The organism is Pseudomonas sp. PvP025 (assembly GCF_017832155.1).
Taxonomy (GTDB): Bacteria; Pseudomonadota; Gammaproteobacteria; order Pseudomonadales; family Pseudomonadaceae; genus Aquipseudomonas.
The window spans coordinates 4,936,763-4,961,351 of record NZ_JAFIBJ010000001.1 but is presented as its reverse complement, the minus strand read 5'-3'; the positions used below and the strand labels follow the sequence as shown (position 1 = coordinate 4,961,351).

General features: G+C 61.8%; 25 protein-coding genes. 11 read left to right on the top strand and 14 right to left on the bottom strand.

Annotated elements, in window-relative coordinates:
• Window positions 1-46: 46 nt before the first annotated feature.
• From raiA to JOE32_RS21540, 4 genes are read left to right on the top strand one after another with little or no spacing between them, the layout of a single operon-like run.
• Window positions 47-352 carry a ribosome-associated translation inhibitor RaiA gene (gene raiA, locus JOE32_RS21555; RefSeq protein WP_003171804.1) on the top strand — a complete coding sequence of 102 codons (306 nt, stop codon included), beginning with the start codon at window positions 47-49 and terminating at the stop codon, window positions 350-352.
• A 9-nt stretch (window positions 353-361) separates the two neighbouring features.
• The gene (gene ptsN / locus JOE32_RS21550) at window positions 362-817 is read left to right on the top strand and encodes a PTS IIA-like nitrogen regulatory protein PtsN (RefSeq protein WP_209988660.1); all 456 of its coding nucleotides are present in this window, start codon (window positions 362-364) and stop codon (window positions 815-817) included.
• Window positions 818-819: 2 nt separating this feature from the next.
• Window positions 820-1,677: an RNase adapter RapZ gene (gene rapZ / locus JOE32_RS21545; RefSeq protein ID WP_209988657.1), complete on the top strand. Its 858-nt coding sequence runs from the start codon at window positions 820-822 to the stop codon at window positions 1,675-1,677.
• Between the two features lie 16 nt (window positions 1,678-1,693).
• Window positions 1,694-1,966 carry an HPr family phosphocarrier protein gene (locus JOE32_RS21540; RefSeq protein ID WP_209988654.1) on the top strand — a complete coding sequence of 91 codons (273 nt, stop codon included), beginning with the start codon at window positions 1,694-1,696 and terminating at the stop codon, window positions 1,964-1,966.
• Window positions 1,967-1,991: 25 nt separating this feature from the next.
• Here the strand turns inward: JOE32_RS21540 and JOE32_RS21535 are convergent, their stop codons facing one another.
• From JOE32_RS21535 to pmbA, 6 genes are all read right to left on the bottom strand, one after another.
• Entirely contained in the window at window positions 1,992-2,885 is an 894-nt protein-coding gene (locus tag JOE32_RS21535; protein WP_209988650.1) for a ZIP family metal transporter, read from the bottom strand.
• A gap of 33 nt (window positions 2,886-2,918) precedes the next feature.
• Window positions 2,919-3,530, bottom strand: coding sequence for a superoxide dismutase (locus JOE32_RS21530; RefSeq protein ID WP_209988648.1), 612 nt, complete (start codon window positions 3,528-3,530; stop codon window positions 2,919-2,921).
• Window position 3,531: 1 nt separating this feature from the next.
• Entirely contained in the window at window positions 3,532-3,960 is a 429-nt protein-coding gene (locus JOE32_RS21525) for a hypothetical protein (protein ID WP_209988645.1), read from the bottom strand.
• Between the two features lie 26 nt (window positions 3,961-3,986).
• Window positions 3,987-5,363: a class II fumarate hydratase gene (locus JOE32_RS21520; protein ID WP_209988642.1), complete on the bottom strand. Its 1,377-nt coding sequence runs from the start codon at window positions 5,361-5,363 to the stop codon at window positions 3,987-3,989.
• Window positions 5,356-5,751 carry a FagA protein gene (locus JOE32_RS21515; protein WP_209988639.1) on the bottom strand — a complete coding sequence of 132 codons (396 nt, stop codon included), beginning with the start codon at window positions 5,749-5,751 and terminating at the stop codon, window positions 5,356-5,358. Before JOE32_RS21515 ends, JOE32_RS21520 begins: the two co-directional genes overlap by 8 nt.
• Window positions 5,752-5,901: 150 nt before the next feature.
• A complete protein-coding gene (gene pmbA / locus JOE32_RS21510) occupies window positions 5,902-7,248 on the bottom strand; it encodes a metalloprotease PmbA (RefSeq protein WP_209988636.1) in 1,347 nt (448 codons plus the stop codon).
• Window positions 7,249-7,356: 108 nt separating this feature from the next.
• On the opposite strand from pmbA, the gene yjgA reads away from it, so the two are divergent.
• Window positions 7,357-7,878, top strand: a complete 522-nt coding sequence (gene yjgA / locus JOE32_RS21505; RefSeq protein WP_004372117.1) for a ribosome biogenesis factor YjgA — start codon at window positions 7,357-7,359, stop codon at window positions 7,876-7,878.
• 45 nt (window positions 7,879-7,923) lie between these two features.
• On the opposite strand, the gene tldD is transcribed toward yjgA, so the two are convergent.
• The 8 genes from tldD to mreB all read right to left on the bottom strand — a co-directional run bounded on the left by tldD (window position 7,924) and on the right by mreB (window position 19,102).
• Window positions 7,924-9,366 carry a metalloprotease TldD gene (tldD, locus tag JOE32_RS21500; protein ID WP_209988633.1) on the bottom strand — a complete coding sequence of 481 codons (1,443 nt, stop codon included), beginning with the start codon at window positions 9,364-9,366 and terminating at the stop codon, window positions 7,924-7,926.
• A 16-nt stretch (window positions 9,367-9,382) separates the two neighbouring features.
• A complete protein-coding gene (locus JOE32_RS21495; RefSeq protein WP_209988630.1) occupies window positions 9,383-10,231 on the bottom strand; it encodes a carbon-nitrogen hydrolase family protein in 849 nt (282 codons plus the stop codon).
• 46 nt (window positions 10,232-10,277) lie between these two features.
• Window positions 10,278-14,093: a YhdP family protein gene (locus JOE32_RS21490; protein ID WP_209988628.1), complete on the bottom strand. Its 3,816-nt coding sequence runs from the start codon at window positions 14,091-14,093 to the stop codon at window positions 10,278-10,280.
• Between the two features lie 76 nt (window positions 14,094-14,169).
• Window positions 14,170-15,627, bottom strand: a complete 1,458-nt coding sequence (gene rng / locus JOE32_RS21485) for a ribonuclease G (protein ID WP_209988625.1) — start codon at window positions 15,625-15,627, stop codon at window positions 14,170-14,172.
• Window positions 15,628-15,697: 70 nt separating this feature from the next.
• On the bottom strand, window positions 15,698-16,294 hold the full coding sequence (locus JOE32_RS21480; RefSeq protein WP_209988621.1) for a nucleoside triphosphate pyrophosphatase: 597 nt from the start codon (window positions 16,292-16,294) through the stop codon (window positions 15,698-15,700).
• A 51-nt stretch (window positions 16,295-16,345) separates the two neighbouring features.
• Window positions 16,346-16,834, bottom strand: coding sequence for a rod shape-determining protein MreD (gene mreD, locus JOE32_RS21475; protein ID WP_209988618.1), 489 nt, complete (start codon window positions 16,832-16,834; stop codon window positions 16,346-16,348).
• The gene (mreC, locus tag JOE32_RS21470; RefSeq protein WP_209990667.1) at window positions 16,834-17,925 is read right to left on the bottom strand and encodes a rod shape-determining protein MreC; all 1,092 of its coding nucleotides are present in this window, start codon (window positions 17,923-17,925) and stop codon (window positions 16,834-16,836) included. Before mreC ends, mreD begins: the two co-directional genes overlap by 1 nt.
• A 139-nt stretch (window positions 17,926-18,064) precedes the next feature.
• Window positions 18,065-19,102 carry a rod shape-determining protein MreB gene (gene mreB, locus JOE32_RS21465; RefSeq protein WP_002555108.1) on the bottom strand — a complete coding sequence of 346 codons (1,038 nt, stop codon included), beginning with the start codon at window positions 19,100-19,102 and terminating at the stop codon, window positions 18,065-18,067.
• Window positions 19,103-19,312: 210 nt separating this feature from the next.
• Between mreB and gatC the strand changes: the two genes are divergently transcribed.
• The 6 genes from gatC to JOE32_RS21435 all read left to right on the top strand — a co-directional run bounded on the left by gatC (window position 19,313) and on the right by JOE32_RS21435 (window position 24,574).
• Window positions 19,313-19,600 (top strand): Asp-tRNA(Asn)/Glu-tRNA(Gln) amidotransferase subunit GatC, encoded by a 288-nt coding sequence (gene gatC / locus JOE32_RS21460; RefSeq protein WP_057006884.1) that lies wholly within the window; start codon window positions 19,313-19,315, stop codon window positions 19,598-19,600.
• A 16-nt stretch (window positions 19,601-19,616) separates the two neighbouring features.
• The gene (gatA, locus tag JOE32_RS21455; protein ID WP_209988615.1) at window positions 19,617-21,068 is read left to right on the top strand and encodes an Asp-tRNA(Asn)/Glu-tRNA(Gln) amidotransferase subunit GatA; all 1,452 of its coding nucleotides are present in this window, start codon (window positions 19,617-19,619) and stop codon (window positions 21,066-21,068) included.
• A 10-nt stretch (window positions 21,069-21,078) separates the two neighbouring features.
• Window positions 21,079-22,524 (top strand): Asp-tRNA(Asn)/Glu-tRNA(Gln) amidotransferase subunit GatB, encoded by a 1,446-nt coding sequence (gene gatB, locus JOE32_RS21450; RefSeq protein WP_209988612.1) that lies wholly within the window; start codon window positions 21,079-21,081, stop codon window positions 22,522-22,524.
• A 193-nt stretch (window positions 22,525-22,717) separates the two neighbouring features.
• Entirely contained in the window at window positions 22,718-23,089 is a 372-nt protein-coding gene (locus tag JOE32_RS21445) for a septal ring lytic transglycosylase RlpA family protein (RefSeq protein WP_209988609.1), read from the top strand.
• A gap of 58 nt (window positions 23,090-23,147) precedes the next feature.
• Window positions 23,148-24,194: a calcium/sodium antiporter gene (locus JOE32_RS21440; RefSeq protein WP_209990664.1), complete on the top strand. Its 1,047-nt coding sequence runs from the start codon at window positions 23,148-23,150 to the stop codon at window positions 24,192-24,194.
• A complete protein-coding gene (locus JOE32_RS21435) occupies window positions 24,191-24,574 on the top strand; it encodes a carboxymuconolactone decarboxylase family protein (RefSeq protein ID WP_209988606.1) in 384 nt (127 codons plus the stop codon). The genes JOE32_RS21440 and JOE32_RS21435 overlap by 4 nt, the downstream gene beginning before the upstream one ends.
• The last annotated feature ends 15 nt before the right edge of the window (window positions 24,575-24,589 follow it).

Sequence of the window (24,589 nt, the reverse complement as noted above, 5' to 3'; positions counted from 1 at the left end):
GCTTTTCGCCTGTCGCTTTATGCACTGGCAACGAAGGAGAAGCTGTATGCAAGTCAACATCAGTGGACACCAGCTGGAAGTCACCAAGCCCCTGCGTGAATACACCGAGAGCAAGCTGAACAAGCTTGCGGGGCATTTCGACAAGATCACCAATGTGCAGGTCATCATGGAGGTCGACAAGCTCAAGCAGAAAATCGAAGCCACCCTGCACGTACCGAATGCCAAGCTCGTCGCCAATGCGGAACACGAAGACATGTACGCGGCGATTGACTCGCTCTACGACAAGCTCGACCGCCAACTCATAAAGCATAAGGAAAAGAATCTGCACCTGATGCAAGGTACAGGTCGTTAACTCCCCCCCATGATCCGACTTGAAACCATCCTGACCCCCGGCCGTTCCCTGGTGAACGCGCCGGGAGGCAGTAAGAAAAAAGCCCTCGAACACATTGCCAACCTGATCAGCCGGGAAGTGCCCGAGCTGGATGAGCAGGTCGTGTTCAAGGCCCTGATCGACCGTGAAAAACTGGGTTCCACCGGTTTTGGCAACGGCATCGCGATTCCTCACTGCCGACTCAAAGGCTGCGACACACCGGTCAGCGCCTTGCTGCACCTGGAAAGACCCATTGATTTCGATGCCATCGACGGCGCTCCGGTCGACCTGCTCTTCGTTTTGCTGGTCCCGGAAGCGGCCACCGATGCTCACCTGGAACTGCTTCGGCAGATCGCCAGCATGCTCGACCGCAAGGAAGTACGTCATAAACTGCGCAACGCCAGCAGCAATGAGGCGTTGTATCTGGTTGTGCTGGACGAGCAATAACCATGCGCCTGATCATTGTCAGTGGCCGCTCCGGCTCGGGTAAAAGCACCGCACTCAATGTGCTTGAAGACAGCGGTTTTTATTGCATCGATAATTTGCCCGCCGGCCTGCTGCCGGAACTGGCCGAACGCGCGCTTATCCATACCGAATTGGCGCAACCGCTGGTCGCCGTTTCGATTGATGCACGCAACCTGCCCAGCCACCTCTCGCGGTTCCCTGAACTGCTCGAAGAAGTGCGCGGCAAGCATATTCATTGTGATGTGCTGTACCTGGACGCCGACGAAGAGACGCTGCTCAAGCGTTTCTCCGAAACCCGCCGGCGCCACCCGCTGAGCAGCCCGAACCGCTCGCTGGCCGAGGCCATCGAAGACGAGACCACGCTGCTGGGGCCGATCATTGATCTGGCCGACCTCAAGATCAACACCACCAACCTGAACCTGTACCAGCTGCGCGACGCCATCAAGCTGCGTCTGCTCAATCAGCCTGAGCCCGGCACGGCCTTTCTGGTCGAGTCATTTGGCTTCAAACGCGGCATGCCGGTGGATGCCGACCTGGTGTTCGACGTGCGCTGCCTGCCCAATCCTTACTGGAAGCCAGAGTTGCGCGAACAATCCGGTCTGGATCAGCCGGTGATCGATTACCTGGCCGCGCAACCGGATGTGGAGGATATGTTCCAGGACATCTCCACCTACCTGCTCAAATGGCTGCCGCGCTTTGCCGCGAGCAATCGCGCTTATGTCACCATAGCCATCGGCTGCACCGGCGGTCACCACCGCTCCGTCTACCTGACCGAACGTCTTGGCCTGGTGCTGCAGCAAACCCTCAAGAACGTTCAGGTCCGCCACCGCGACCTAAGCTGAAAGGAACACCTCCGCGATGCCCGCTCTGGAAATTCAAATTATCAACAAGCTGGGCCTCCACGCCCGGGCTTCGGCCAAATTCGTCGGCGTTGCCGGGAAGTTTCCTTGCCAGATCCGCGCCGGGCGTACACCGGAGTCGATGGTCGATGGCAAAAGCATCATGGCAATCATGATGCTGGCTGCGAGCAAGGGCACCACGATTCATCTGAAAACCGAAGGTGAGCAGGAGGAGGAAGCGATGGCAGCCTTGGTGGAGTTGATCAACAACAAGTTTGACGAAGGTGAATAACCTCCAACCTGAGTAGCAGCGCGGCCTAACCCAGGGCAGTGTCCATCACCATCATCAAGCAAAACCCCAGGCACAACCCAAGGCTGGCAAGCTTGTCGTGACCATTGCGCCGCGACTCGGGGATCACTTCGTGAGTCACCACCAGCAGCATCGCGCCCGCAGCCAATGCCAGGCCCAATGGCAACAGCACTTCTGCAAGGGTGACCAGCCAGGCACAGAGCACGGCGAACACCGGCTCCACCAGGCCTGAAGCGGCGCCGATCAGGAACGCCTTGACCCGCGACATACCTGCTCCCGCCAGTACCAGCGCGATCACCAGTCCTTCCGGCACATCCTGCAGCGCGATGCCCATCGCCAGGCTGTCGGCATCCGGCATGCCGCCGCCGGCGGACACCCCCACCGCCATACCTTCCGGAATGTTGTGGGCGATGATGGCAAATACAAACAACCAGATTCGAGGCGGGATGACCGGTTTATCCGGTGTGCCCACCAACATCTCCGGACTGGTGCCGGAAACCTTGCGATCCACCAGATACAGCCCGAATGCGCCCAGCATGATGCCGAAACTGATCAGGCCACTGGCGGCCCAAGGCGAAAGCCCCAGGCTTTCGGCGGCGGAAATACCCGGCACCACCAGCGAAAAGGCGGTCGCAGCCAGCATCACCCCCGCCCCGAAGCCCAATAGCGTATCGCTCAACGCCACCGGCATGCGCCGGATTACCAGTACGGGCACCGCGCCCAAAGCTGTGCCGAGCGCGCAGAGCGCACCGCCCTGCAGGGCACGCAGGATGCGCGGTTCCAGGTCCAGCCAGGCCAGCCCGTGGGCCACCAGCAATGCAGTGCCTGCCAGCAGCAGCAGCGAGCCAAATGCATAGCGAAACAATCGCACGCTGCTGATCGCCAGTGTTCCAGTACCCATAGTCGGCCTTAGGTCTTGTTATGGAGATAAATATCAGGCCACGGCGGCCTGATAGCGTGCAGACACTTCGGGCCAGTTGATAACGCTGTAGAAGGCGTTGATGTATTCCGGGCGGCGGTTCTGGTACAGCAGGTAATACGCATGCTCCCAAACGTCCAGACCCAGGATCGGGGTATTGCCGTTCATCAGCGGGCTGTCCTGATTACCGCTGCTTTCCACCACCAGGGTCTTTTGCGGAGTAACGCTCAGCCAGGCCCAACCGCTGCCGAAGCGGGTCAGCGCGGCTTTGGTGAATGCTTCCTTGAAGCTTTCGAAGCCGCCCAATTGCTGATCAATCGCCTTGCCCAGTGCGCCTTCGGGCTTGCCGCCACCTTTGGGCGACATGACGGCCCAGAACAACGAGTGGTTGGCATGGCCCCCGCCCTGATTGATCACCGCAGCGCGCAACTTCTCGGGCAACTGCTGGACGCTGGACACCAGCTTTTCAATCGGCCAGTCGGCAAACTCAGTACCATCAACCGCAGCGTTCAAGTTGTTGATGTAGGTCTGATGGTGCCTGGTGTAGTGGATTTCCATGGTTTGCGCATCGATGTGCGGTTCCAGGGCATCGTAGGCGTAGGGCAAGGCAGGCAAGGTGTAACTCATATCAATGTGCTCCGTATTGAGACGGGGTCGGTTGCACCGCGGCACCGCCCAGCAGGCGATGAGTGCGTGGGTATTCACCGTGATCGCTGATGAAATTCAGCAGTTCGACGTAGGTTTTGCTGCTTTGGCGCAATGCCGCCTCACGCAGTTGCGGCGGCAGACGCGGGTCCTGCATGGTCTGCAACAGGCGCTGATGGACCGCGCAGAGGTATTCGGCGCTTTCCTCAGGCTGGTTCAGGCGCAGGTGCAGGTCCGCCAGGTTGTGATGGGAAATGACGCAGGCCGCCACCGCTTCGTCGGCATCCGCCCAGCGTTCGAACAACACTTGCGCCAGGGCCAGGGCTTGCAGGTAGGCCTCGCGAGCGTCAACCAGTTCACCGGCCATAAAACAGCGATTGGCCCGTTCGATCGTGCGTTTCCAGTGCTCCATGGTGAGCCTCCAAAGCAGGTCGGTGATTACACGCCGCCGGCCGTGAGCTTTTCCGGGTCCAGCAGGACCTCTAGTTGGCTACGCGGCAAGTCAGTGTGTTCAAGGGCGACATCGATCACCGGGCGACCCTGCTGATAGGCCTTTTTGGCGATTTCAGCCGCCTTCTGGTAACCAATGATCGGGTTGAGTGCCGTCACCAGGATCGGGTTGCGCGACAACGCTTCCTTGAGCCGGGCTTCGTTGACCTTGAAGCCGGCAATCGCCTTGTCCGCCAGCAGACGGCTGGAATTGCCCAGCAGTTCGAGGCTGCTGAGCAGGTTCTGGGCGATGATCGGCAGCATCACGTTGAGTTCGAAGTTGCCCGACTGGCCGGCGATGGTGATCACCGTGTCATTGCCGATCACCTGCGCGGCGACCATGGCGGTCGCCTCGGGGATTACCGGGTTGACCTTGCCGGGCATGATCGACGAACCCGGCTGCAAAGCCTGCAGTTCGATTTCGCCCAGGCCGGCCAATGGGCCCGAGTTCATCCAGCGCAGGTCATTGGCGATTTTCATCAGTGACACGGCGGTCGCCTTCAGTTGGCCCGACACCGCAACGGCGGTGTCCTGGGAGCCGATCAGCGCGAACAGGTTCTTGCCCGGGGTGAATTTCACGCCGGTCAGGCTGCTCAGTTGCTGACTGAAGCGCGCGGCGAATTCGGGATGTGCGTTGATGCCCGTGCCCACGGCGGTGCCGCCCTGGGCCAGGGCCTGCAGACTGGGCAGCAGGTCCTGCAGATGCCCGATGTTGGCCTTGAGCTGCTGCGCCCAGCCGTTGAGCACCTGACTCATGCGTACCGGCATGGCGTCCATCAGATGGGTGCGGCCGGTCTTGATGAACGGATGCACCTGCTCGGCTTTCTGCTCGATAACCTGCACCAGATGCAGCAGCGCCGGTAACGTTTGCTCATGCAACACCATTGCTGCGCTGACGTGAATGGTGGTGGGGATGATGTCGTTGCTGCTTTGCCCGCAGTTGACGTGATCGTTGGGGTTGACCCCCTCGCCCAGCAGGCGGCTGGCGAGGGTGGCGATCACTTCGTTGGCGTTCATGTTGGAGCTGGTGCCGGAACCGGTCTGGAAGATATCCACCGGGAAGTGGCGCATGAAGTCGCCTTCGAGCAAACCCTGGGCGGCGTCGACGATAGCCTTGCCCTGCCCTTCGCTGATCTGTTTGAGCTCGACATTGGCCTTGGCGGCGGCGGCCTTGGCCAGGATCAGCGCGCGAATGAAGGGCGCCGGCATGCGCTGATGGCTGATCGGGAAGTTGTCCACGGCGCGCTGGGTCTGGGCGCCGTACAGAGCCTCGGCCGGTACGTGCAGTTCGCCCATGCTGTCGCGTTCGATACGGGTGTTACTCATCGGAGGATCCTTGCACCAGGTCAGAAACAGAAAGGGAGGGCTGCAATTGGCACGTCGCCAATTGCCAGGCAAACGCCTGCCAGCGCTTGAGGCGACAGGCACAGCTGGAAAGTTTTTCCAGGTCGCGCAGCGGGCGCCAGGCCTGATCCAGGCACAGCGATCGCCAGTGCCACGGCAGGGCAATATCGCTGGCGGTGTCGATCAGCAAGCGGAATGAGGTTTCAGCAATTGTCCACGGGTGAGTCGCCGTACAGCACGCGAGGTAACGACCCTCGTTGAGGTAATGCTCGATCAGGCGCGGCTCGTTGGGATCGAGGCCGCAGCGAATCTGACGGCTCATCCAGCGCCAGCTTTCGAGGTAGGGATCTTCATGCAGGACGCGACTCATAACCCACTCTCATTCGGTAATGATATTTATTATTAAATGATAATCAAAATCAACGCAATGGCGGCAGCGTGATCCGTCGACAATCCAGGCATAAAAAAAACGCGCTATCCGTGTGGAATAGCGCGCTTTTTATTTGAGACGAAAGGGGGGTCAGCTGCCCGCCACTGTCATCCGCTCGATCAGTACCGAACCTGTGCGAATGTTGCTGCGCAGTTCCAGATCATTCCCGACCGCTACGATCTGCTTGAACATATCGCGCATGTTGCCAGCGATGGTGACTTCCTGGACCGCGAACTGAATCTCGCCGTTCTCCACCCAGAAACCCGCGGCGCCGCGCGAGTAATCCCCGGTGACCATGTTCAGGCCGTGCCCCATCAGTTCGGTTACCAGCAGGCCACGTCCCATACGACGCAACAGCGCGGCCTGGTCTTCATCGCCATGGCTCACGAACAGGTTATGCACGCCGCCAGCGTTGGCGGTGCTGGGCAGGCCGAGCTTGCGACCGGCGTAGGTACCCAGCACATAGGACACCAACTCACCCTGCTCGACGAACGGCTTGGCGTAAGTGGCCAGGCCATCACCGTCGAACGATGAACTGCCCATCGCGCGCATCAGGTGCGGACGCTCATCGATGGTCATCCACTCCGGAAACAGCGTCTGACCGATAGCCCCCTCAAGGAAAGAGGATTTGCGGTACAGGTTGCCACCGGAAATCGCCCCCAGGAAACTGCCGAACAAGCCCCCGGCCAGCTCTGCGGAAAACAGCACCGGCACTTCACAGGTTGGCACCGGACGCGCACCGAGGCGGCTCGCGGCGCGCTGTGCTGCGCGCTGGCCGATGCTGACCGGGTCGGCCAGCAACTCGCCCTGGCGATTTACGTCGTACCAGTAGTCACGCTGCATCTGGCCATTGGCTTCGGCAATCATGACGCAACTCAAACTGTGACGAGTCGACGCATAACCACCGATAAACCCATGGCTGTTGCCATACACACGGCAACCCTGGTGAGTGCTCAACGTGGTGCCATCGGCGTTCTTGATGCGGGCATCTGCGTCGAACGCCGCAGCCTCACACGTCAGTGCCTGTTCGATCGCCTGCTCAGGCGTGATGTCCCAGGCGTGGAACAGATCGAAGTCCTGCACGTCCCTGGCCATCAGCGCCTTGTCGGCCAGGCCCGAGCTTTCGTCCTCGGACGTGTGCCTGGCAATCGCCAGAGCGGCGGCGACGGTTTCGCGTATCGCGTCCGGGCCGCTGGCCGAGGTGCTCGCCGAGCCTTTGCGCTGACCGACGTACAGGGTGATGCCAAACCCCTGGTCACGGTTGAACTCGACAGTTTCCACTTCCCGCTGACGCACCGAAGTCGACAGCCCCTGCTCCAGCGACACCGCCACTTCACAGGCACCGGCCCCCTGGCGCTTGGCCTCGGCAAGGATCTGCTCGACTTGTTCCTGCAGTGCCGGTAACGCTTGCGGACCGACGCTTTGGGCTGCACTCATGGTTTTCTCCACTCAAAATCTGCTTTCGGTTAAGGCCATCGAGCGACCGGGCCGGACAAGCGGCCCCCGACTGGTTATCATGGCGGCGTTTCTTTGCGGACTGCCACCATGGTTGATTCTTACGACGACTCCCTCGATGGGGAGAAAAGCAAAACCCAGGTCAAACGCGAGCTGCATGCGCTGGTTGACCTCGGCGAGCGCCTTACAACGCTCAAGAAAGATTTGATTGCCAAACTGCCACTGACCGACGAAATGCGCCGGGCGCTGGCCGATGCGCCCAAGCACAGCGCGAATATCGCGCGTAAACGGCACATCATGTTTATCGGCAAATTGATGCGCGATCAGGACATTGACGCCATCCTGGCCCTGCTTGATCAAACCGATGCCTCCACTCGCCAGTACAACGAACGCTTCCACAACCTGGAACGTTGGCGTGACCGCCTGATTGCGGGCGATGACGCCGTGCTGGAGAAATTCGTGCTGGACTACCCGGACGCGGACCGCCAGCAACTGCGCTCCCTGATCCGTCAGGCCCAGCACGAGCAGGCGCATAACAAGGCGCCAGCCACCAGCCGTAAAATCTTCAAGTACATCCGTGAGCTGGACGAGACTCAACGCGGCCTGCGCTGATCCTCTTCCCCGGGTGGCGGTCTGCGCCACCCGAAGCTCCATCTCTTACGACCCCGTGCCACCCACGGTGATCGCATCAATCTTCAGCGTTGGCTGGCCGACACCCACCGGCACCGACTGCCCATCCTTGCCGCATGTGCCCACGCCGCTGTCCAGCGACAGGTCATTACCGACCATCGACACCTTGCTCATCGCTTCCGGACCGTTGCCAATCAAGGTCGCCCCTTTGACCGGCGCGGTGATCTTGCCGTCTTCGATCAGGTACGCCTCGCTGGTGGAAAACACGAACTTGCCGCTGGTGATATCAACCTGGCCGCCGCCGAGGTTGGCGCAGTAGATCCCGCGCTTGACCGACGCAATGATTTCCGCCGGGTCGCTTTCGCCGCCGAGCATGTAGGTGTTGGTCATGCGCGGCATCGGCAGGTGAGCGTAGGACTCGCGACGACCGTTACCGGTACGCGCCACGCCCATCAGGCGGGCATTGAGCTTGTCCTGCATGTAGCCCTTGAGCACGCCGTTCTCGATCAGGGTGGTGCACTCGGTCGGCGTGCCTTCATCGTCCACCGTCAACGAGCCACGACGGCCGGCCAGCGTGCCGTCATCAACAATCGTGCACAGTTTGGACGCAACCATTTCGCCCATGCGCCCGCTATAGGCCGAACTGCCCTTGCGGTTGAAGTCACCTTCCAGGCCATGGCCCACCGCTTCGTGAAGCAGCACACCGGACCAACCGGACCCCAGCACCACCGGCAACGTGCCCGCAGGCGCCGGAATGGCTTCCAGATTGACCAGCGCCTGGCGCAGCGCTTCGCGGGCGTACCCCATGGCGCGGTCGTCGGCGAGGAAATACCGGTAGTCGGTGCGCCCGCCGCCGCCATGCCCTCCGCGTTCGCGGCGGCCGTTCTGTTCGACGATCACGCTGACATTGAAACGCACCAGTGGGCGCACATCCGCTGCCAGGCTGCCGTCAGTGGACGCCACCAGGATGCGCTCCCACACCCCGGCCATGCTTACGGTGACTCGCTGGATTCGCGGGTCCAGCGCACGGGTGGCGGCGTCGATGCGCTTGAGCAGCTCGACCTTTTCCGCACGGCTGATCACTTCGAGCGGGTTATCCGGGCCGTACAACTGGGCGACATCCTGGGTGCTGAACGCCTGCACTGTGCCATTCTGGCCGGCGCGGGAGATCGAACGCGCGGCACGCGCAGCCTGGCCCAGCGCTTCGAGGGTGATCGCGTTGCTGTAGGCAAACCCGGTCTTTTCGCCCGATTGCGCACGCACGCCCACGCCCTGGTCGAGGTTGAAACTGCCTTCCTTGACGATGCCGTCTTCCAGCGACCAGGACTCGGAAATCTGCCCCTGAAAATACAGGTCGGCCGCATCGATACCTGGCCCGGCCAGGTCACCGAGCACGGTTTGCAAGCTTTCGATGGTCACGCCACCGGGTGCCAGGAGGTGTTCACTGACTGAGGACAACAACTCGCTCATAGGTTTGGCCTTAAATTCATCGTTCTGAAGCAGGTCGCTGCGCGCCCTGCGAGAAAAAGCGCCGGTGATTCACCACCGGCATGCGCGCCCGTATCGACGCCTGTTCCGTGCTGTCGCGTGCGGCCAGCAACACCGCTTCGCCTTGGTCCTGTTGCGCCAGCACGCGACCCCAAGGGTCAACGATGGCGGCATGTCCGTGAGTGTCCCTTGGGCCCGGGTGCACGCCGCCCTGAGCCGCCGCCAGCACATAGCACTGGGTTTCGATGGCCCGCGCGCGGATCAGCACGTCCCAATGCGCAGCGCCGGTGACCGCCGTAAAGGCCGAGGGCGCGCTGATCAGCTCAGCGCCCGCCGCACGCAACTCGCTGTACAACTCCGGGAAGCGCAGGTCGTAACACACCGTCAGGCCCAGTCGCCCGACGGGGGTGTCCGCCACTATTACAGTGCTGCCAAAAGCATAGTCGTCGGATTCACGATAGCGACCCCGGGCATCCGCCACGTCGACGTCGAACAGGTGCAGTTTGTCGTAACGGGCAACCACCTCACCGCGATCATCGATCAGCAGCGAGCAGGCAGTGGACTTGGCATTCGGCTGATCCCTGGGCGGCAACGGCAATGTGCCGGCCACTATCCATAAGGTGAGGTCGCGGGCGGCCTGTTTCAACCATGGCAGGATCGGGCCTTCGCCCAAGGCTTCGGCTCGGCCGATATCGGCCACGTCGCGGCGGCCCATGGCGGCGAAGTTTTCCGGCAGCACCGCCAGCCGGGCACCGCCTTGGGCGGCCTGCTCCAGCAGGCGCCGGGCCTCGGCCAGGTTGGCCAGCACGTCGCTCTGGCTGACCATCTGAATTACCGCAAACGTCATGGCCGATACTCCATAAAAGAATAGCCACAGGCTACTCCATCAAGTCTCACTTGGCCTTTTCGAAAGGCTTGTCGAAGGTAATCTTCGGATCCTTCCACGGCCCTTGCACGGTGTATTGCACGCTGGCGAAGCGCGAAACGCGGTCACCGATCAGCTTGTCGATCAGAAACAGCGCACCACCGATGGCTGGCGCGCCGACAATCAGTGCCGCAATCGGCAGGTTGTTGGTCACCGGCAGGGTCACCAGCAGCTTGGCATCCACGCGGTCGGCCACCAGGTCCAGGGTGCCATTGAGTTCAAGGTTGGTCGAAGGCCCGGTCATGGTGATCGGCTCTCGCGTTACAAACACGCCATCACTGGCCGCCAGCAGGCCTTTGACCCGGTCATAGCTCAAGCCCTTGCCGAGCAGGTCGGAGAAGTCCAGGCGCAGGCGACGACCGATGGAGTTGAAGTTGAGCAGCCCAAACACGCGCAACGCCTGGGCACCGCCCTCGACTTCGACAAATTGACCCTGGCGGAAATCGGCATCGAGCATGCCGGAGAAGCGCTTTGGCCCGACCCACGCCGGCGAACCCGGCCAGCGGCCGTCCACATCGAGGTGAAACTCCTGACTGGTCACGGTAGGCGCAAAGCCCCAGCCCTTGAGCACATCGGCGATATTCTTGCCGTCCAGGCGCCCTTTGTACCAACTGCTGCTGTCGCCGGCCGTGCCTTCCCAACCGCCCGCGCCCTTGAGCTGCAAGCCCTTGAGGCCCAGGTCCAGGCTGTTGAAGGCCAGGCCCTTGGCCGTCGGCCGAATTTTCAGCGACCACGCCCCGATCAGGTCCGGGCCCTGGAACAACTGCTCGATGTTGATATCCAGCGCGGGAATGTCCTTGGGGTCGATGTCGGCCAGCGGGTCCGGCGCGTTTTCATCCGCCTGCACGGTCGGGTCAACCGCAGGCAGTTTTACGTACTGCAGGTTGATCGCGATGGGCGCGCCCTTCGCATCCGGCAGGTTCACCGAGCCTTTGGCCTGCTGGCTGTCGAGTTGCAGGCCCCAGGCCGCCGGTTTGCGGTCCAGCAGCAGGCTGACCTGATCGAACTGCTTGCCAAAGCCTGTCAGCTTGCCGACCTTGAAATCCGCGCCACTGAGCAGTTGCTTGGCGCTGCCACCCGGGTCATTACCGGCGTAACGGCCAACCAGTTTCTTCCACGGATCGATATCCAGCTCCGACAGCACGCCGCGAATGCGCAGGCCTTTCGCACCCGGCAGCACTGCATCGCCATCACCGAGGAACAACTCGCCGCGCCCCTCGTTGAAGTTGTCCGGTGGTGCGGCAAAGGTGAAGTTCGCCAGCTCCCCGTAATCAAACCAGTAACGCCGTTCGGCGCCCTGCAGGGTCATGCGGAACGTGCTGTCTCGGCCCTGGCTCGCTGGCATGCCAAACGGCGCCGGCAGATCCACCGCCACACCCTTGAGGTCGGAATTGACCATCAACTGACTGTCTGCGCCATTAAGGATGACTTGTAACTGGTAGGGGATATCGCCGGATACGGGCAGCGGCTGGGTAACGTTCAGCCAGTCAGTCAGCCGCTTGACCGTGACCTGACCCTTGGCGACCACGCGGGTGCTGATAGCACCCGGCCTGCCTTCGGCGAAGATCTGCGCGCTGATGGGCCGATCGAACGCCTGGGCGCTGATTTGATCGCCGCTCAAGCCCTTGGCACTGTCGAAACGGAAATTCCCCTTCAGTTGGTTGAGGTCCAGGGTCGGATCGGCCAACTGCAGGCGGGCCTTGTCGGTCTGGAAGTCCACCACGATCTTCGGCTCGGTGCCTTTGGCCAGCGGCACATCCAGGTCCAGCTTGCCTTGCAGATCGCCCTCGCCTTTCCATCCGGCAAAGGTCGACGCCGTACCAATCGGCGCTTCCTGCAAAATTTTCAGGCCATCGCCCAGGCCGCCGGAAAAACCACCGGTCAACAGCAGGTGGCTGTCCTTGCCCGCAGGGGCATGGGGAATATTGACGTAGACGTCCTTGACCTTTGTGTCGAGCAACTGGCCCTTGCTGGCCAGAATGCGCACGCCGCTTTCCTCGACGAACACTTCGCCGTTGACCTTGCTCACATGAGGCCAGCCCGGCTGGAACGCCAGCTCGGCGTCATGCACCTTGAAGAACAGACTGATGTTGCGCGAAGCCGGCAACGCGTTATGGTTCAACGACCCCTGATACTGGAAGAAACCCTGGTCGACCGCGCCTTTGAGAATCGCAGTGCGCAGCCACTCATCCAGAGCCGGGCTCAGCACCGCCGGCAAGTACTTGGGCGTAAAGCGCCCATCGCCATCGACCATGCCCACCCGCAGGTCCATGTAGTCTTCCTGGCTATGATCGAAATGCAGGCGAATCAGGAAGTCGGCGGCCACCTTGCCTTCTTCGCCCAGCACCTTGATATACGGGGCGATCAGGGTGAAGCCTTGTTTATCCAGCTTCCAGGTCAGCCGCGCATTGGCCTGGATGTATTGCCAGGGCTTGGCGAAGATCGGGTCCAGGTGCAGGGAAAAATCCTTGCTGTCCATGCGCAACTCGCCCTGGCCCAGGTCGCCGCTGATGCTGCCGGACACGTTGCGCGCCGCCGGCGCGCCGGAATAGGCATCGAAACCCACGCGCTCAAGATTGGCGGCGAAGCTGAGTTTCTGGTCGGTGCTGTCCTCCGGGCGGAAATCCACCAGCACATTGCGCAGCAGGCCGGTGGCCTTGAGGTGTGCGATGGTTTTGGCGAAGCCTTCAGGCAGCGGCGCCAGGGCATTCAACAGGGGAGTAATCGGGGTCAGGTCCACGCGATCGGCCTGCAACTTCCAGGTTTCCGGAGCCTTGTCGGTCGCCAGCGCCTGCTGCAATTGCAGGCGCGATTCCCAGCGGTTGTCGCCGAGGTTCATCGCCAGCGAGTCAAACAGCACCTTAAGGCCTGTGTCACTGCGCTGCAGGTACGCCGTCAGGGCAAAGTTCTCGATATGCACCGGCTTGCGCCCGGCATAACTGCCTTTTATCTCGGGAGCGTTGAGACGCGCCGCAGCGCTTTGCACGGTGCCCTTGGCCCAGGTCAGCCAAAATTCTCCGCCGGACTTGAACTCGCTGAGTGTCCATTGCTGAGTGAGGCGGGCGGGAATCCACTTGGCCCAATCGCTCTGGGGCAGGCTCAGGTAAGCCTGGACTTCGCCGTCCTGCCATTGGCTGGCACGGATGCGCGTGCGCAGGTTGAGGGCCAGCGGCTGGCCATCGGGCAGGGTCAGGCGCGCATCTAGGCGTTGGCGATCGGTGCCGGTGTGCAGGCTCAGGCCAACGTAGGTGAGGGTCGCCGGCGCCTGATCGAAGGGTTGCAGGGTGACCTGGCTGTCGAGCACCGACACCCGCTTGACCCGCTGCATGCGCTCGAGCAACTGCTGCGGGTCCAGCGGCTGGTCGTCCGGCAGCGGCAAGCCCTGCAGGGCCCAGTGGCCATCCTTGTCTTCCTTGACGCTCAATTGCAGGCCGCTGACTTGCAGGTGGGCAAGGCGCACTTCACGGGCAATCAGGCTGGCCCAGATATCCGGCACCACTTCGACCTGGTCCAGGCGCAAGGCGCTGTTGCCCTCGCCGACCATCACATCGTGAGCCAGCAACACGGGAGCAAAGCCGCTCCAGCGCCCTTCCAGGCTGCCGATACGCAGGGGCATGCCCACCGCCGACTGGGCCTTGGCCTCGATCTCGGCACGGTATTCGGCCACCAACGGGGTCAATTCACGCCCCAGGCTCACGTACACCGCCGCCAAGACCAGCAGCAGCGCGCACAGGCCCAGGCCCCAGCGGGTCAAAGCGGCAAAAAAGCGTATCAGACGCTCCATGTCAGGCGACCCTCAACTCGGTGGGCGGACGGCAGATCAAGGTCTGCCGGGCTCGAAGAAAACAAGCGATTGGGGATCAGAGCAGCACCACGTCGTATTGTTCCTGGGAATACATGGTTTCGACCTGGAAGCGAATCGTGCGCCCGATAAACACCTCCAGCTCAGCGACGTTGCCGGACTCTTCGTCCAGCAGCCGATCGACCACTTTCTGGTTAGCCAGCACTCTATAACCTTCAGCCTGGTAGGCCCGTGCCTCGCGCAGGATTTCCCGGAAAATCTCGTAGCAAACCGTTTCCGGGGTTTTCAATTTTCCGCGCCCCTGGCAACTGCTGCAGGGTTCGCACAACACCTGTTCGAGACTTTCGCGGGTGCGTTTGCGGGTCATCTGCACCAGGCCCAGCACGGTGATGCCGATGATGTTGGTCTTGGCGTGATCACGCTCCAATTGCTTCTCAAGGGTGCGCAACACCTGGCGTTGGTGCTCTTCATCTTCCATGTCGATGAAGTCGATGATGATGATCCCGCCCAGGTTGCGCAGGCGCAGTTGGCGGGCAATCGCGGTGGCCGCTTCAAGGTTGGTCTTGAAGATGGTCTCTTCCAGGTTGCGATGGCCGACAAATGCCCCCGTGTTGACGTCGATGGTGGTCATGGCTTCCGCCGGGTCCACCACCAGATAGCCGCCGGACTTGAGCGGCACCTTGCGCTCAAGGGCTTTCTGGATCTCGTCTTCGACGCCATACAGGTCGAAGATTGGCCGCTCGCCAGGGTAATGCTCCAGGCGGTCGGCAATTTCCGGCATCAGTTCGGCGACAAATTGGGTGGTGCGCTGGAAGGTTTCGCGCGAGTCGATGCGAATTTTTTCGATTTTCGGGCTGACCAGGTCGCGCAGGGTACGCAGCGCCAGGCCGAGGTCTTCATAGATGACGCTGGGCGCGCCAATGGTCTTGATCTGCTCGCCGATCTGGTCCCACAGACGCCGCAGGTAGCGGATGTCCATGAGGATCTCATCGGCACCGGCGCCCTCGGCGGCGGTGCGCAGGATGAAGCCGCCGGCTTCTTTGATGCCTTCGGCCGCCACGCAGTCGCTGACCACTTTTTTCAGACGTTCGCGCTCGCCTTCGTCTTCGATCTTCAAGGAAATGCCGACATGGGCGGTACGCGGCATGTACACCAGATAACGCGAAGGAATCGACAGCTGTGTCGTCAGCCGCGCGCCTTTGGAGCCGATGGGGTCCTTGGTGACTTGCACCACCAGGCTCTGCCCTTCATGCACCAAGGCACTGATGCTCTCCACCGCGGGCCCTTCGCGCAGAGAAATCTCCGACGCGTGAATAAATGCCGCACGGTCCAGGCCGATGTCGATAAACGCCGCCTGCATCCCCGGCAGCACGCGCACCACCTTGCCTTTATAGATGTTGCCGACGATCCCGCGCTTCTGGGTGCGCTCGACATGCACTTCTTGCAGAACACCGTTCTCTACCACTGCCACGCGCGATTCCATCGGCGTGATATTGATCAGAATCTCTTCACTCATGGCTGGGTCTCGTTCTGGCGTTTTCACAATAGTGACCGATCGCTCAAGGCTTGGCGCTGCAATACGGCGTTCAGCGCACGGTAAGGTTTTGCCAACAGGGTATGCCGAATCGGCTAAGCAGTTGCGCGGTTTCGCACACCGGCAGCCCGACCACGGCGGAATAGCTGCCATTGAGCCCGGCAACAAACACCGACCCCAGCCCCTGGATAGCATAGCCACCCGCCTTGTCCCGGGGTTCGCCACTGTGCCAGTAGGCGGTCGCCTCTTCGACGCCAATCTCGCGAAAACGTACACGGCTGCTGACGCATAGGGTTTCGCAGCGCTGACCCTCCGTCAGGGCAACGGCGGTGAGCACCTCGTGTTCATTTCCCGCGAGGGCCATCAACATCGCCAGGGCATCGGCCTGGTCCACGGGTTTGCCGAGAATCCGGCCATCGACAATCACCGCCGTGTCAGCGCCCAGCACACAGGCATTGAGGGGTGTTTCAAGCACGGCGAAACCCGCCGTTGCCTTGCCGCGCGCAAGACGCTCGACGTAGGAAACGGGTGATTCATTGGTAAGAGGTGTTTCGTCAATGGTGGCGCTGACCACAGTGAAGGGCACACCGATCTGGGTCAGCAGTTCACGCCGTCGGGGAGAACCCGAGGCCAGATAAAGCGAATTCATTGCAGACTCTCCCTGTGGGGTTCGATAACCAGGCAGAGCCTCGCAATCCATTCAATTGATTTTGTAGCGGCGACGCAGACCACGCAGGCCAAAACTGACCCAGGGCCACAACAGCGCACTGACCAGGGCCGGCAATACCAGCGCCAGCGTTGGCTGGCGGTTGCCGGTCAAGGCGCTGAGCCAGAGTTGCACCAACTGCGCCAGGCCGAAGATCACCAGAATCACCAGGCACTGCTGCCACATCGGGAACATGCGCAAACGCTGCTGCAACGACAGCACCAGAAAAGTAATCAGGGTCAGGATCAGCGCGTTCTGGCCAAGCAAGGTGCCATAGAGCACATCTTCCGCCAAGCCCAGGAACATCGCAGTGACCATGCCCACCCTGTGCGGCAGGTGCAACGCCCAGAACGCCATCAGCAAGGCCAGCCACAACGGGCGCAGGATCTCCATGAACTGCGGCAGCGGCGATACGCTGAGCAGCAAGCCGACGGCGAACGTCAGCCACACCACCCAACCATTGCGCGAATGAGTACTGGCCATTATTCCTCCCTCTGTCGCGTAGTGGTCGCAGCGCCGGCAGGCGGCTTCGCGGCAGGCGTGGTGCTGGCTGCCGGTTTGGCCGGACGAGTGCTGTGCGTGGCGGGCTTGGCGGGTGTCGCCACAGGCGCCGCTGCAGGAAGATTTGCCGGCGCCGGTGGCCCTACAAAGGCCGGTTTGGGCACGATGGCGGGCGTGACCGGCAGGGTGCCGTTGCGCTTGTCTTCCGCTTCCTGGGCCTGCGCGGCATCGTTGGCGCGCTCTTCCGGGGTGCGGTTATCGCTGAACACCAGCAGCAGGTAACGGCTGCGGTTCAGGGCGGCAGTCGGCACGGCACGCACAATGGCGAACGGCTGACCGGAATCGTGGATCACTTCCTTGACCGTCGCCACCGGGTAACCCGCCGGGAACCGCTGGCCAAGACCGGAGCTGACCAGCAGGTCGCCCTCCTTGATATCGGCGGTGTCAGCCACGTGACGCAACTCCAGGCGCTCGGGATTGCCGGTGCCGCTGGCAATCGCACGCAGGCCGTTGCGGTTGACCTGCACCGGAATACTGTGGGTGGTGTCGGTGAGCAACAGGACGCGGGAGGTGTAGGGCATCAACTCGACCACCTGCCCCATCAGGCCACGGGCATCGAGCACCGGCTGGCCGAGCACCACACCGTCGCGCTCACCCTTGTTGATGATGATGCGATGGGTGAAGGGGTTGGGGTCCATGCCGATCAGCTCGGCCACTTCGACCTTCTCGTTGACCAACGCGGAAGAATTGAGCAACTCGCGCAGCCGAACGTTCTGCTCGGTGAGGGCCGCCAGCTTTTGCATGCGTCCCTGCAGCAGCAGGTTTTCAGTCTTGAGTTTTTCGTTTTCGGCGACAAGCTCGGTGCGGCTGCCGAACTGGCTTGCCACCCCCTGATAAAGCCGTTGCGGCAGGTCGGTGATCCAGTAGGTCTGCATCAACACCAGCGACATTTGACTGCGCACGGGCTTGAGCAGCGCAAAGCGGGCGTCGACCACCATCAGCGCGACCGAAAGCACGACCAGCACCAGCAAGCGCACGCCCAATGAGGGGCCTTTGGCGAAAAGCGGTTTAATAGGCCGCTCCTCCCGGGCAAATGTTCTCTTTATTCATACGGCATCAAACCGGCCTGGATGCAGATTGAAGAAGATAAACGCCGACAGGCAGCACTGCAAAGTGCTGCCTGCGGGCGAAGCATGGCGCAACCAGCCGATCTTATTCGCTGGAGAGCAGGTCCATGGTGTGTTTATCCATCATTTCCAGTGCACGACCACCGCCACGGGCAACGCAGGTCAGCGGGTCTTCGGCGACGATCACCGGCAGGCCGGTTTCCTGGGCCAGCAGCTTGTCGAGGTCACGCAGCAAGGCGCCACCACCGGTCAGTACCAGGCCGCGCTCGGCGATATCGGAAGCCAGCTCCGGTGGCGATTGCTCCAGCGCACTTTTCACTGCCTGAACGATGGTGGCCAGGGACTCTTGCAGAGCTTCCAGCACTTCATTGGAGTTCAGGGTGAAGGCGCGTGGCACGCCTTCGGCCAGGTTGCGACCGCGAACATCGACTTCGCGCACTTCGCCGCCTGGGTAGGCCGTACCGATTTCCTGCTTGATACGCTCGGCGGTGGATTCGCCGATCAGGCTGCCGTAGTTACGACGCACATAAGTGATGATCGCTTCGTCGAAGCGGTCGCCGCCCACGCGCACGGATTCGGCATATACCACACCGTTCAGGGAGATGAGGGCGATTTCGGTGGTACCGCCACCGATATCCACCACCATCGAACCGCGTGCTTCCTCCACCGGCAGGCCGGCACCGATTGCAGCGGCCATCGGCTCTTCGATCAGGAACACTTCGCGGGCGCCGGCACCCAGGGCCGATTCACGGATGGCACGACGCTCCACCTGCGTGGATTTGCACGGAACGCAGATCAGCACACGAGGGCTGGGCTGCAGGAAACTGTTTTCGTGAACCTTGTTGATGAAGTACTGCAGCATCTTCTCGCAGACGCTGAAGTCGGCAATCACGCCGTCCTTCATCGGACGAATGGCAGCAATATTGCCAGGTGTTCGGCCGAGCATGCGCTTGGCCTCGGTGCCGACGGCAACGACACTTTTCTGATTACCATGGGTCCGAATGGCCACAACTGATGGCTCATTCAGAACGATACCGCGCTCGCGCACGTAAATAAGGGTGTTGGCAGTGCCCAGGTCAATGGAAAGATCGCTGGAAAACATGCCACGCAGTTTCTTGAACATGGGGAAAGGACCCTAGGCAACGCGTGGGTAAAAAAGTGCGGCAAACTCTAACAACGACAGGGATTTTGGGCAAGGCGCCAATGTGCTAAATTGGCCGACTTTCTGTGCACCAACCCCCACAATCGCGGCCTTATGACCGTAGAAATGCGGTAGTGTTCCGACAATCTAACACACGGATGCCCTCCGTTCTGTTTTCCACTGGAGAAACCCATGGCGCTTGAACGCTCCGACGTGGAAAAAATCGCGCATCTGGCCTCGCTTGGCCTGAATGACGCCGATCTTCCACAGACCACCGCAGCCCTGAACAGCATTCTCGGGCTGGTCGACCAAATGCAGGCCGTCAATACCGACGGCATCGAGCCCCTGGCTCACCCGCTGGAAGCCAGCCAGCGCCTGCGCGCAGACGTCGTGACCGAACGCGATAATCGCGAGGCCTACCAGTCCATCGCGCCAGCGGTCGAAAACGGCCTGTATCTGGTTCCGAAAGTCATCGACTAAAGGGAAAGAGCCTTTCATGCATCACATGACTCTGGCCGAGATCGCCCGCGGTCTCGCCGAAAAAAAGTTTTCTTCTGAAGAATTGACCAAAACCCTGCTGGCGCGCATCGCCGAGCTCGACCCCAAGGTCAACAGCTTCATCAGCCTCACCGAGGAACTGGCCCTGAGCCAGGCCAAGGCTGCCGACGTGCGTCGCGCCAACGGTGAAAACGGCGCACTGCTGGGCGCTCCAATCGCCCACAAAGACCTGTTCTGCACCCAGGGCATACGCACCAGTTGCGGCTCGAAGATGCTCGACAACTTTAAAGCCCCCTACGACGCCACTGTGGTGTCCAAACTCGCCGCCGCCGGGGCCGTGACCCTGGGCAAGACCAACATGGACGAATTCGCCATGGGTTCGGCCAACGAGTCGAGCTACTACGGGGCAGTGAAAAACCCGTGGAACCTGGAACACGTGCCCGGCGGCTCGTCCGGTGGTTCGGCCGCTGCCGTTGCCGCGCGCCTGCTGCCGGCCGCCACGGCCACCGACACCGGCGGTTCGATCCGCCAGCCCGCCGCCTTCACCAACCTTACCGGCCTGAAGCCGACCTACGGTCGCGTGTCGCGCTGGGGCATGATCGCCTACGCGTCGAGTCTCGATCAGGGCGGCCCGTTGGCCCGCACTGCAGAAGACTGCGCAATATTGTTGCAAGGTATGGCCGGCTTCGATGCACAAGACTCCACCAGCATCGATGAACCGGTGCCGGACTACAGCGCCAGCCTCAACACCTCGCTCAAGGGCCTGCGCATCGGCGTGCCGAAGGAATACTTCAGCGCCGGCCTCGACCCGCGTATCGCCGATCTTGTGCACAACAGCGTCAAGACGCTGGAAGGCCTCGGCGCCGTGATCAAGGAAATCAGCCTGCCGAACAACCAGCATGCGATTCCCGCCTACTACGTGATCGCGCCGGCCGAAGCGTCCTCCAACCTGTCGCGCTTCGACGGCGTGCGCTTCGGCTACCGCTGCGAAAACCCCAAAGATCTTTCCGATTTGTACAAACGCTCCCGTGGCGAAGGCTTCGGCGCCGAAGTACAGCGGCGCATCATGGTCGGCGCCTACGCGCTGTCGGCCGGCTACTACGACGCGTACTACCTCAAGGCGCAAAAAATCCGTCGCCTGATCAAGAACGACTTCATGGCGGCCTTTGAAGAAGTCGACGTGATCCTCGGCCCTACCACGCCGAACCCGGCGTGGAAGATCGGTGCCAAGACCGGCGATCCGATTGCCGAGTACCTCGAAGACCTCTACACCATCACCGCCAACCTCGCAGGCCTGCCGGGCTTGTCCATGCCGGCCGGTTTCGTTGACGGTCTGCCGGTGGGCGTGCAATTGCTCGCGCCGTATTTCCAGGAAGGCCGCCTGCTCAATGTGGCGCACCAGTACCAGTTGAACACTGACTGGCACACTCGCACCCCAACCGGCTTCTGAGGAGAACACTATGCAATGGGAAGTCGTGATCGGGCTGGAGATTCATACCCAGCTCGCCACCCAATCGAAGATTTTCTCCGGCAGCGCCACCACGTTCGGCGCAGGGCCTAATACCCAGGCCAGCCTCGTCGACCTGGGCATGCCTGGCGTGCTGCCGGTGCTGAACCAGGAAGCGGTGCGCATGGCGGTAATGTTCGGCCTGGCGATTGACGCCGAAATCGGCCAGCACAACGTGTTCGCGCGCAAGAACTACTTCTACCCGGACCTGCCCAAGGGCTACCAGATCAGCCAGATGGAATTGCCGATCGTCGGCAAGGGCTACCTGGACATCCCGCTGGAAGACGGCACCATCAAGCGCGTCGGCGTGACCCGTGCGCACCTGGAAGAAGATGCCGGCAAGAGCTTGCATGAAGAATTCAACGGCGCCACCGGCATCGACCTGAACCGCGCTGGCACGCCGTTGCTGGAGATCGTGTCCGAGCCGGACATGCGCAGTGCCAAGGAAGCGGTGGCCTACGTCAAGACCATCCATGCACTGGTGCGCTACCTGGGCATTTGCGACGGCAACATGGCCGAAGGCTCCCTGCGTTGCGACTGCAACGTGTCGGTGCGTCCTAAAGGCCAGGTTGAGTACGGCACGCGCTGCGAGATCAAGAACGTCAACTCGTTCCGCTTCATCGAAAAGGCGATCAACACCGAAGTGCGTCGCCAGATCGAACTGATCGAAGACGGCGGCAAGGTCATCCAGCAAACCCGCCTGTACGACCCGAACAAAGACGAGACCCGCGCCATGCGCAGCAAGGAGGAAGCCAACGACTACCGTTACTTCCCCGACCCGGACCTGTTGCCGGTAGTGCTTGAGGATTCGTTCCTCAACGACATCCGCGCCACCCTGCCGGAATTGCCACCGCAAAAACGCGAGCGCTTCCAGGCGCAGTTCGGCCTGTCGGTCTACGATGCCAGCGTGCTGGCGTCGAGCCGCGAGCAGGCCGACTACTTTGAAAAGGTCGTGAGCATTGCCGGTGACGCCAAGCTTGCGGCCAACTGGGTCATGGTCGAGCTGGGCAGCCTGCTGAACAAACAAGGCCTGGAAATCGACGAAGCGCCGGTCTCGGCCGCGCAACTGGGCGGCATGCTGCTGCGCATCAAGGACAACACCATCTCCGGCAAGATTGCCAAGACGGTGTTCGAAGCGATGGCGGCAGGCGAAGGCAACGCTGACGAGATCATCGAGAAGCGCGGCCTCAAGCAAGTCACCGACAGCGGCGCCATCTCCGCCGTGCTCGATGAAATGCTCGCGGCCAATGCCGAACAGGTCGAACAATACCGCGCGGCCGATGAAGCCAAGCGCGGCAAGATGTTCGGCTTCTTTGTCGGCCAGGCGATGAAAGCGTCAAAAGGCAAGGCCAACCCGCAACAGGTGAACGAGCTGCTCAAAAGCAAGCTCGAAGGCTGATAGCGGTGACGGGGCCGGGCGGATTTCACACCCCACCCGGACCCTTTGTGGAATCGGCCCCATGTGGGAGGGGGCTTGCTCCCGATAGCGGTGTATCAGCTTGCACACCTGTGTCTGACACACCGCTATCGGGAGCAAGCCCCTCCCACATCAGCCCTCTTTTTCCACAGTTGATACGGGGGTAACGTCGAACATGAAGCGTCTACTCGGTCTCCTGGCCCTGTCTTCCCTGCTGGGCGGTTGCGCCAGCGGTCTCATCGACCCCAATGGCTACGATGAAACCGGCACCGCCTCCTATTACGGCGCCAAACACCATGGCAACCGCACCGCCAGCGGTGAACCCTTCAACCAGAACGCCCTGACTGCCGCCCATCGGCGCCTGCCCTTCGGCACGCAGGTCAAGGTGACCAATCTCGACAATAACCGCTCGGTGATCGTGCGCATCAATGATCGCGGTCCGCATTCACGTGGGCGCCTGATCGACCTTTCACGCCAGGCGGCCGCACAATTGGGCATGCTGAGCCGCGGCACTGCGCCGGTTCGCGTGCAGGCCATGAGCAACTGAAGAAGGAGCACAGGCCATTTTCGCACTAAAAGCCCTCTCGCCCTGGAGCCTGCTCGAACTGTTCAGCGGCCTGCTACTGCTGATCGTCGGCGCCGAAGTCCTGGTGCGCGCCGCCGTGCGCCTGGCCGCCAGCCTCAAGGTGCGACCGCTGATCATCGGCCTGACCATCGTCGCCTTCGGCAGCAGCGCGCCGCAGATGACCGTCAGCCTGCAGGCCACCCTCGCTGGCAATACCGATATCGCCGTGGGCAGCGTTATCGGCAGCAGCATCTTCAACGTCCTCGTCACCCTGGGCCTCGCGGCCCTGATCATTCCGCTGCGGGTGTCGCGCCAGTTGGTACGCCTGGACATCCCGGTGATGATCATCGCCGCGCTGCTGGTGTTTACCCTGGCGGCCAATGAGGAACTGACACCCCTCGACGGCCTGCTATTGCTGATCGCGCTGCTGGCCTACCTCGGCGTGCTGCATTACCAGACGCGCCATTCACGGCGCCCGCGCACTCTCGACACGGTGGCCCGGGCGCCATGGCTGAGCAGTGTGCTACGCATCGTTGGCGGGCTGCTGGTGCTGGTACTGGCCGGGCACCTGCTGCTTGGCGCGGCAGTGGACGTGGCGAGCGACCTGGGCCTGTCGGAGCGTATCGTCGGGCTGACGCTGATTGGCGTCGGCACTTCCCTGCCGTGCCTGGCGACGTCGCTGATCGCCGCCCTGCGCGGCGAGCGCGAGATTGCCGTAGGCAACGTGATCGGCAGCAACCTGTTCAACCTGCTCGGCGTGCTGGGGCTCACCGCCCTGCTCGCGCCGACGCCACTGTCGGTGTCGCCCAATGCCGTGGACTTCGACCTGCCGGTGATGCTCGGCGTGGTGGTGCTGTGCCTGCCGGTGTTCTACAGCGGCTACCGCGTGACCCGCGCCGAAGGCCTGGTGATGCTGGGCCTGTACCTGGCGTATGGGCTGCATGTGATGGCGTTTACTACGGGCATGCCCCTGGCCGGCAAGCTTGAACACCTGATGCTGTATTACGTCCTGCCGGCGCTGGTGGCTTTTCTGTTGTTCAGCACGCTGCGCGCCTGGCGCCGCCAACACAAGAGGGAACCGCAATGACCGATCAGAAGAAACCCGGCGTAGCCATGCGTCGCCAGGTGATGGGCGATGTGTTCGTCGACCGCGCCCTGGGCAATGCCACTGAATTCACCCAGCCGTTGCAGGACTTCGTCAACGACCATGCCTGGGGCAGTGTATGGAACCGCGAGGGGTTACCGCTCAAGACCCGCAGCCTGATTACCCTCGCCGCCCTCACCGCGCTCAAGTGCCCGCAGGAACTCAAGGGCCACGTGCGCGGGGCGTTGAACAATGGCTGTACGGTGGAAGAGATTCGCGAGGCGCTGCTGCATTGCGCGGTGTATGCGGGGGTGCCGGCGGCGATTGATGCATTCCGGGCGGCGCAGGAGGTGATTGAGGTGTATCAGGCAGAGCAGCGGTGATCTTCAGATAGCTAT

Coding starts and splice junctions, on each gene's coding strand:
- raiA (WP_003171804.1), top strand. CDS start 47: ATGCAAGTCAACATCAGTGGACACCAGCTGGAAGTCACCAAGCCCCTG.
- ptsN (WP_209988660.1), top strand. CDS start 362: ATGATCCGACTTGAAACCATCCTGACCCCCGGCCGTTCCCTGGTGAAC.
- rapZ (WP_209988657.1), top strand. CDS start 820: ATGCGCCTGATCATTGTCAGTGGCCGCTCCGGCTCGGGTAAAAGCACC.
- JOE32_RS21540 (WP_209988654.1), top strand. CDS start 1,694: ATGCCCGCTCTGGAAATTCAAATTATCAACAAGCTGGGCCTCCACGCC.
- JOE32_RS21535 (WP_209988650.1), bottom strand. CDS start 2,885: ATGGGTACTGGAACACTGGCGATCAGCAGCGTGCGATTGTTTCGCTAT.
- JOE32_RS21530 (WP_209988648.1), bottom strand. CDS start 3,530: ATGAGTTACACCTTGCCTGCCTTGCCCTACGCCTACGATGCCCTGGAA.
- JOE32_RS21525 (WP_209988645.1), bottom strand. CDS start 3,960: ATGGAGCACTGGAAACGCACGATCGAACGGGCCAATCGCTGTTTTATG.
- JOE32_RS21520 (WP_209988642.1), bottom strand. CDS start 5,363: ATGAGTAACACCCGTATCGAACGCGACAGCATGGGCGAACTGCACGTA.
- JOE32_RS21515 (WP_209988639.1), bottom strand. CDS start 5,751: ATGAGTCGCGTCCTGCATGAAGATCCCTACCTCGAAAGCTGGCGCTGG.
- pmbA (WP_209988636.1), bottom strand. CDS start 7,248: ATGAGTGCAGCCCAAAGCGTCGGTCCGCAAGCGTTACCGGCACTGCAG.
- yjgA (WP_004372117.1), top strand. CDS start 7,357: ATGGTTGATTCTTACGACGACTCCCTCGATGGGGAGAAAAGCAAAACC.
- tldD (WP_209988633.1), bottom strand. CDS start 9,366: ATGAGCGAGTTGTTGTCCTCAGTCAGTGAACACCTCCTGGCACCCGGT.
- JOE32_RS21495 (WP_209988630.1), bottom strand. CDS start 10,231: ATGACGTTTGCGGTAATTCAGATGGTCAGCCAGAGCGACGTGCTGGCC.
- JOE32_RS21490 (WP_209988628.1), bottom strand. CDS start 14,093: ATGGAGCGTCTGATACGCTTTTTTGCCGCTTTGACCCGCTGGGGCCTG.
- rng (WP_209988625.1), bottom strand. CDS start 15,627: ATGAGTGAAGAGATTCTGATCAATATCACGCCGATGGAATCGCGCGTG.
- JOE32_RS21480 (WP_209988621.1), bottom strand. CDS start 16,294: ATGAATTCGCTTTATCTGGCCTCGGGTTCTCCCCGACGGCGTGAACTG.
- mreD (WP_209988618.1), bottom strand. CDS start 16,834: ATGGCCAGTACTCATTCGCGCAATGGTTGGGTGGTGTGGCTGACGTTC.
- mreB (WP_002555108.1), bottom strand. CDS start 19,102: ATGTTCAAGAAACTGCGTGGCATGTTTTCCAGCGATCTTTCCATTGAC.
- gatC (WP_057006884.1), top strand. CDS start 19,313: ATGGCGCTTGAACGCTCCGACGTGGAAAAAATCGCGCATCTGGCCTCG.
- gatA (WP_209988615.1), top strand. CDS start 19,617: ATGCATCACATGACTCTGGCCGAGATCGCCCGCGGTCTCGCCGAAAAA.
- gatB (WP_209988612.1), top strand. CDS start 21,079: ATGCAATGGGAAGTCGTGATCGGGCTGGAGATTCATACCCAGCTCGCC.
- JOE32_RS21445 (WP_209988609.1), top strand. CDS start 22,718: ATGAAGCGTCTACTCGGTCTCCTGGCCCTGTCTTCCCTGCTGGGCGGT.
- JOE32_RS21435 (WP_209988606.1), top strand. CDS start 24,191: ATGACCGATCAGAAGAAACCCGGCGTAGCCATGCGTCGCCAGGTGATG.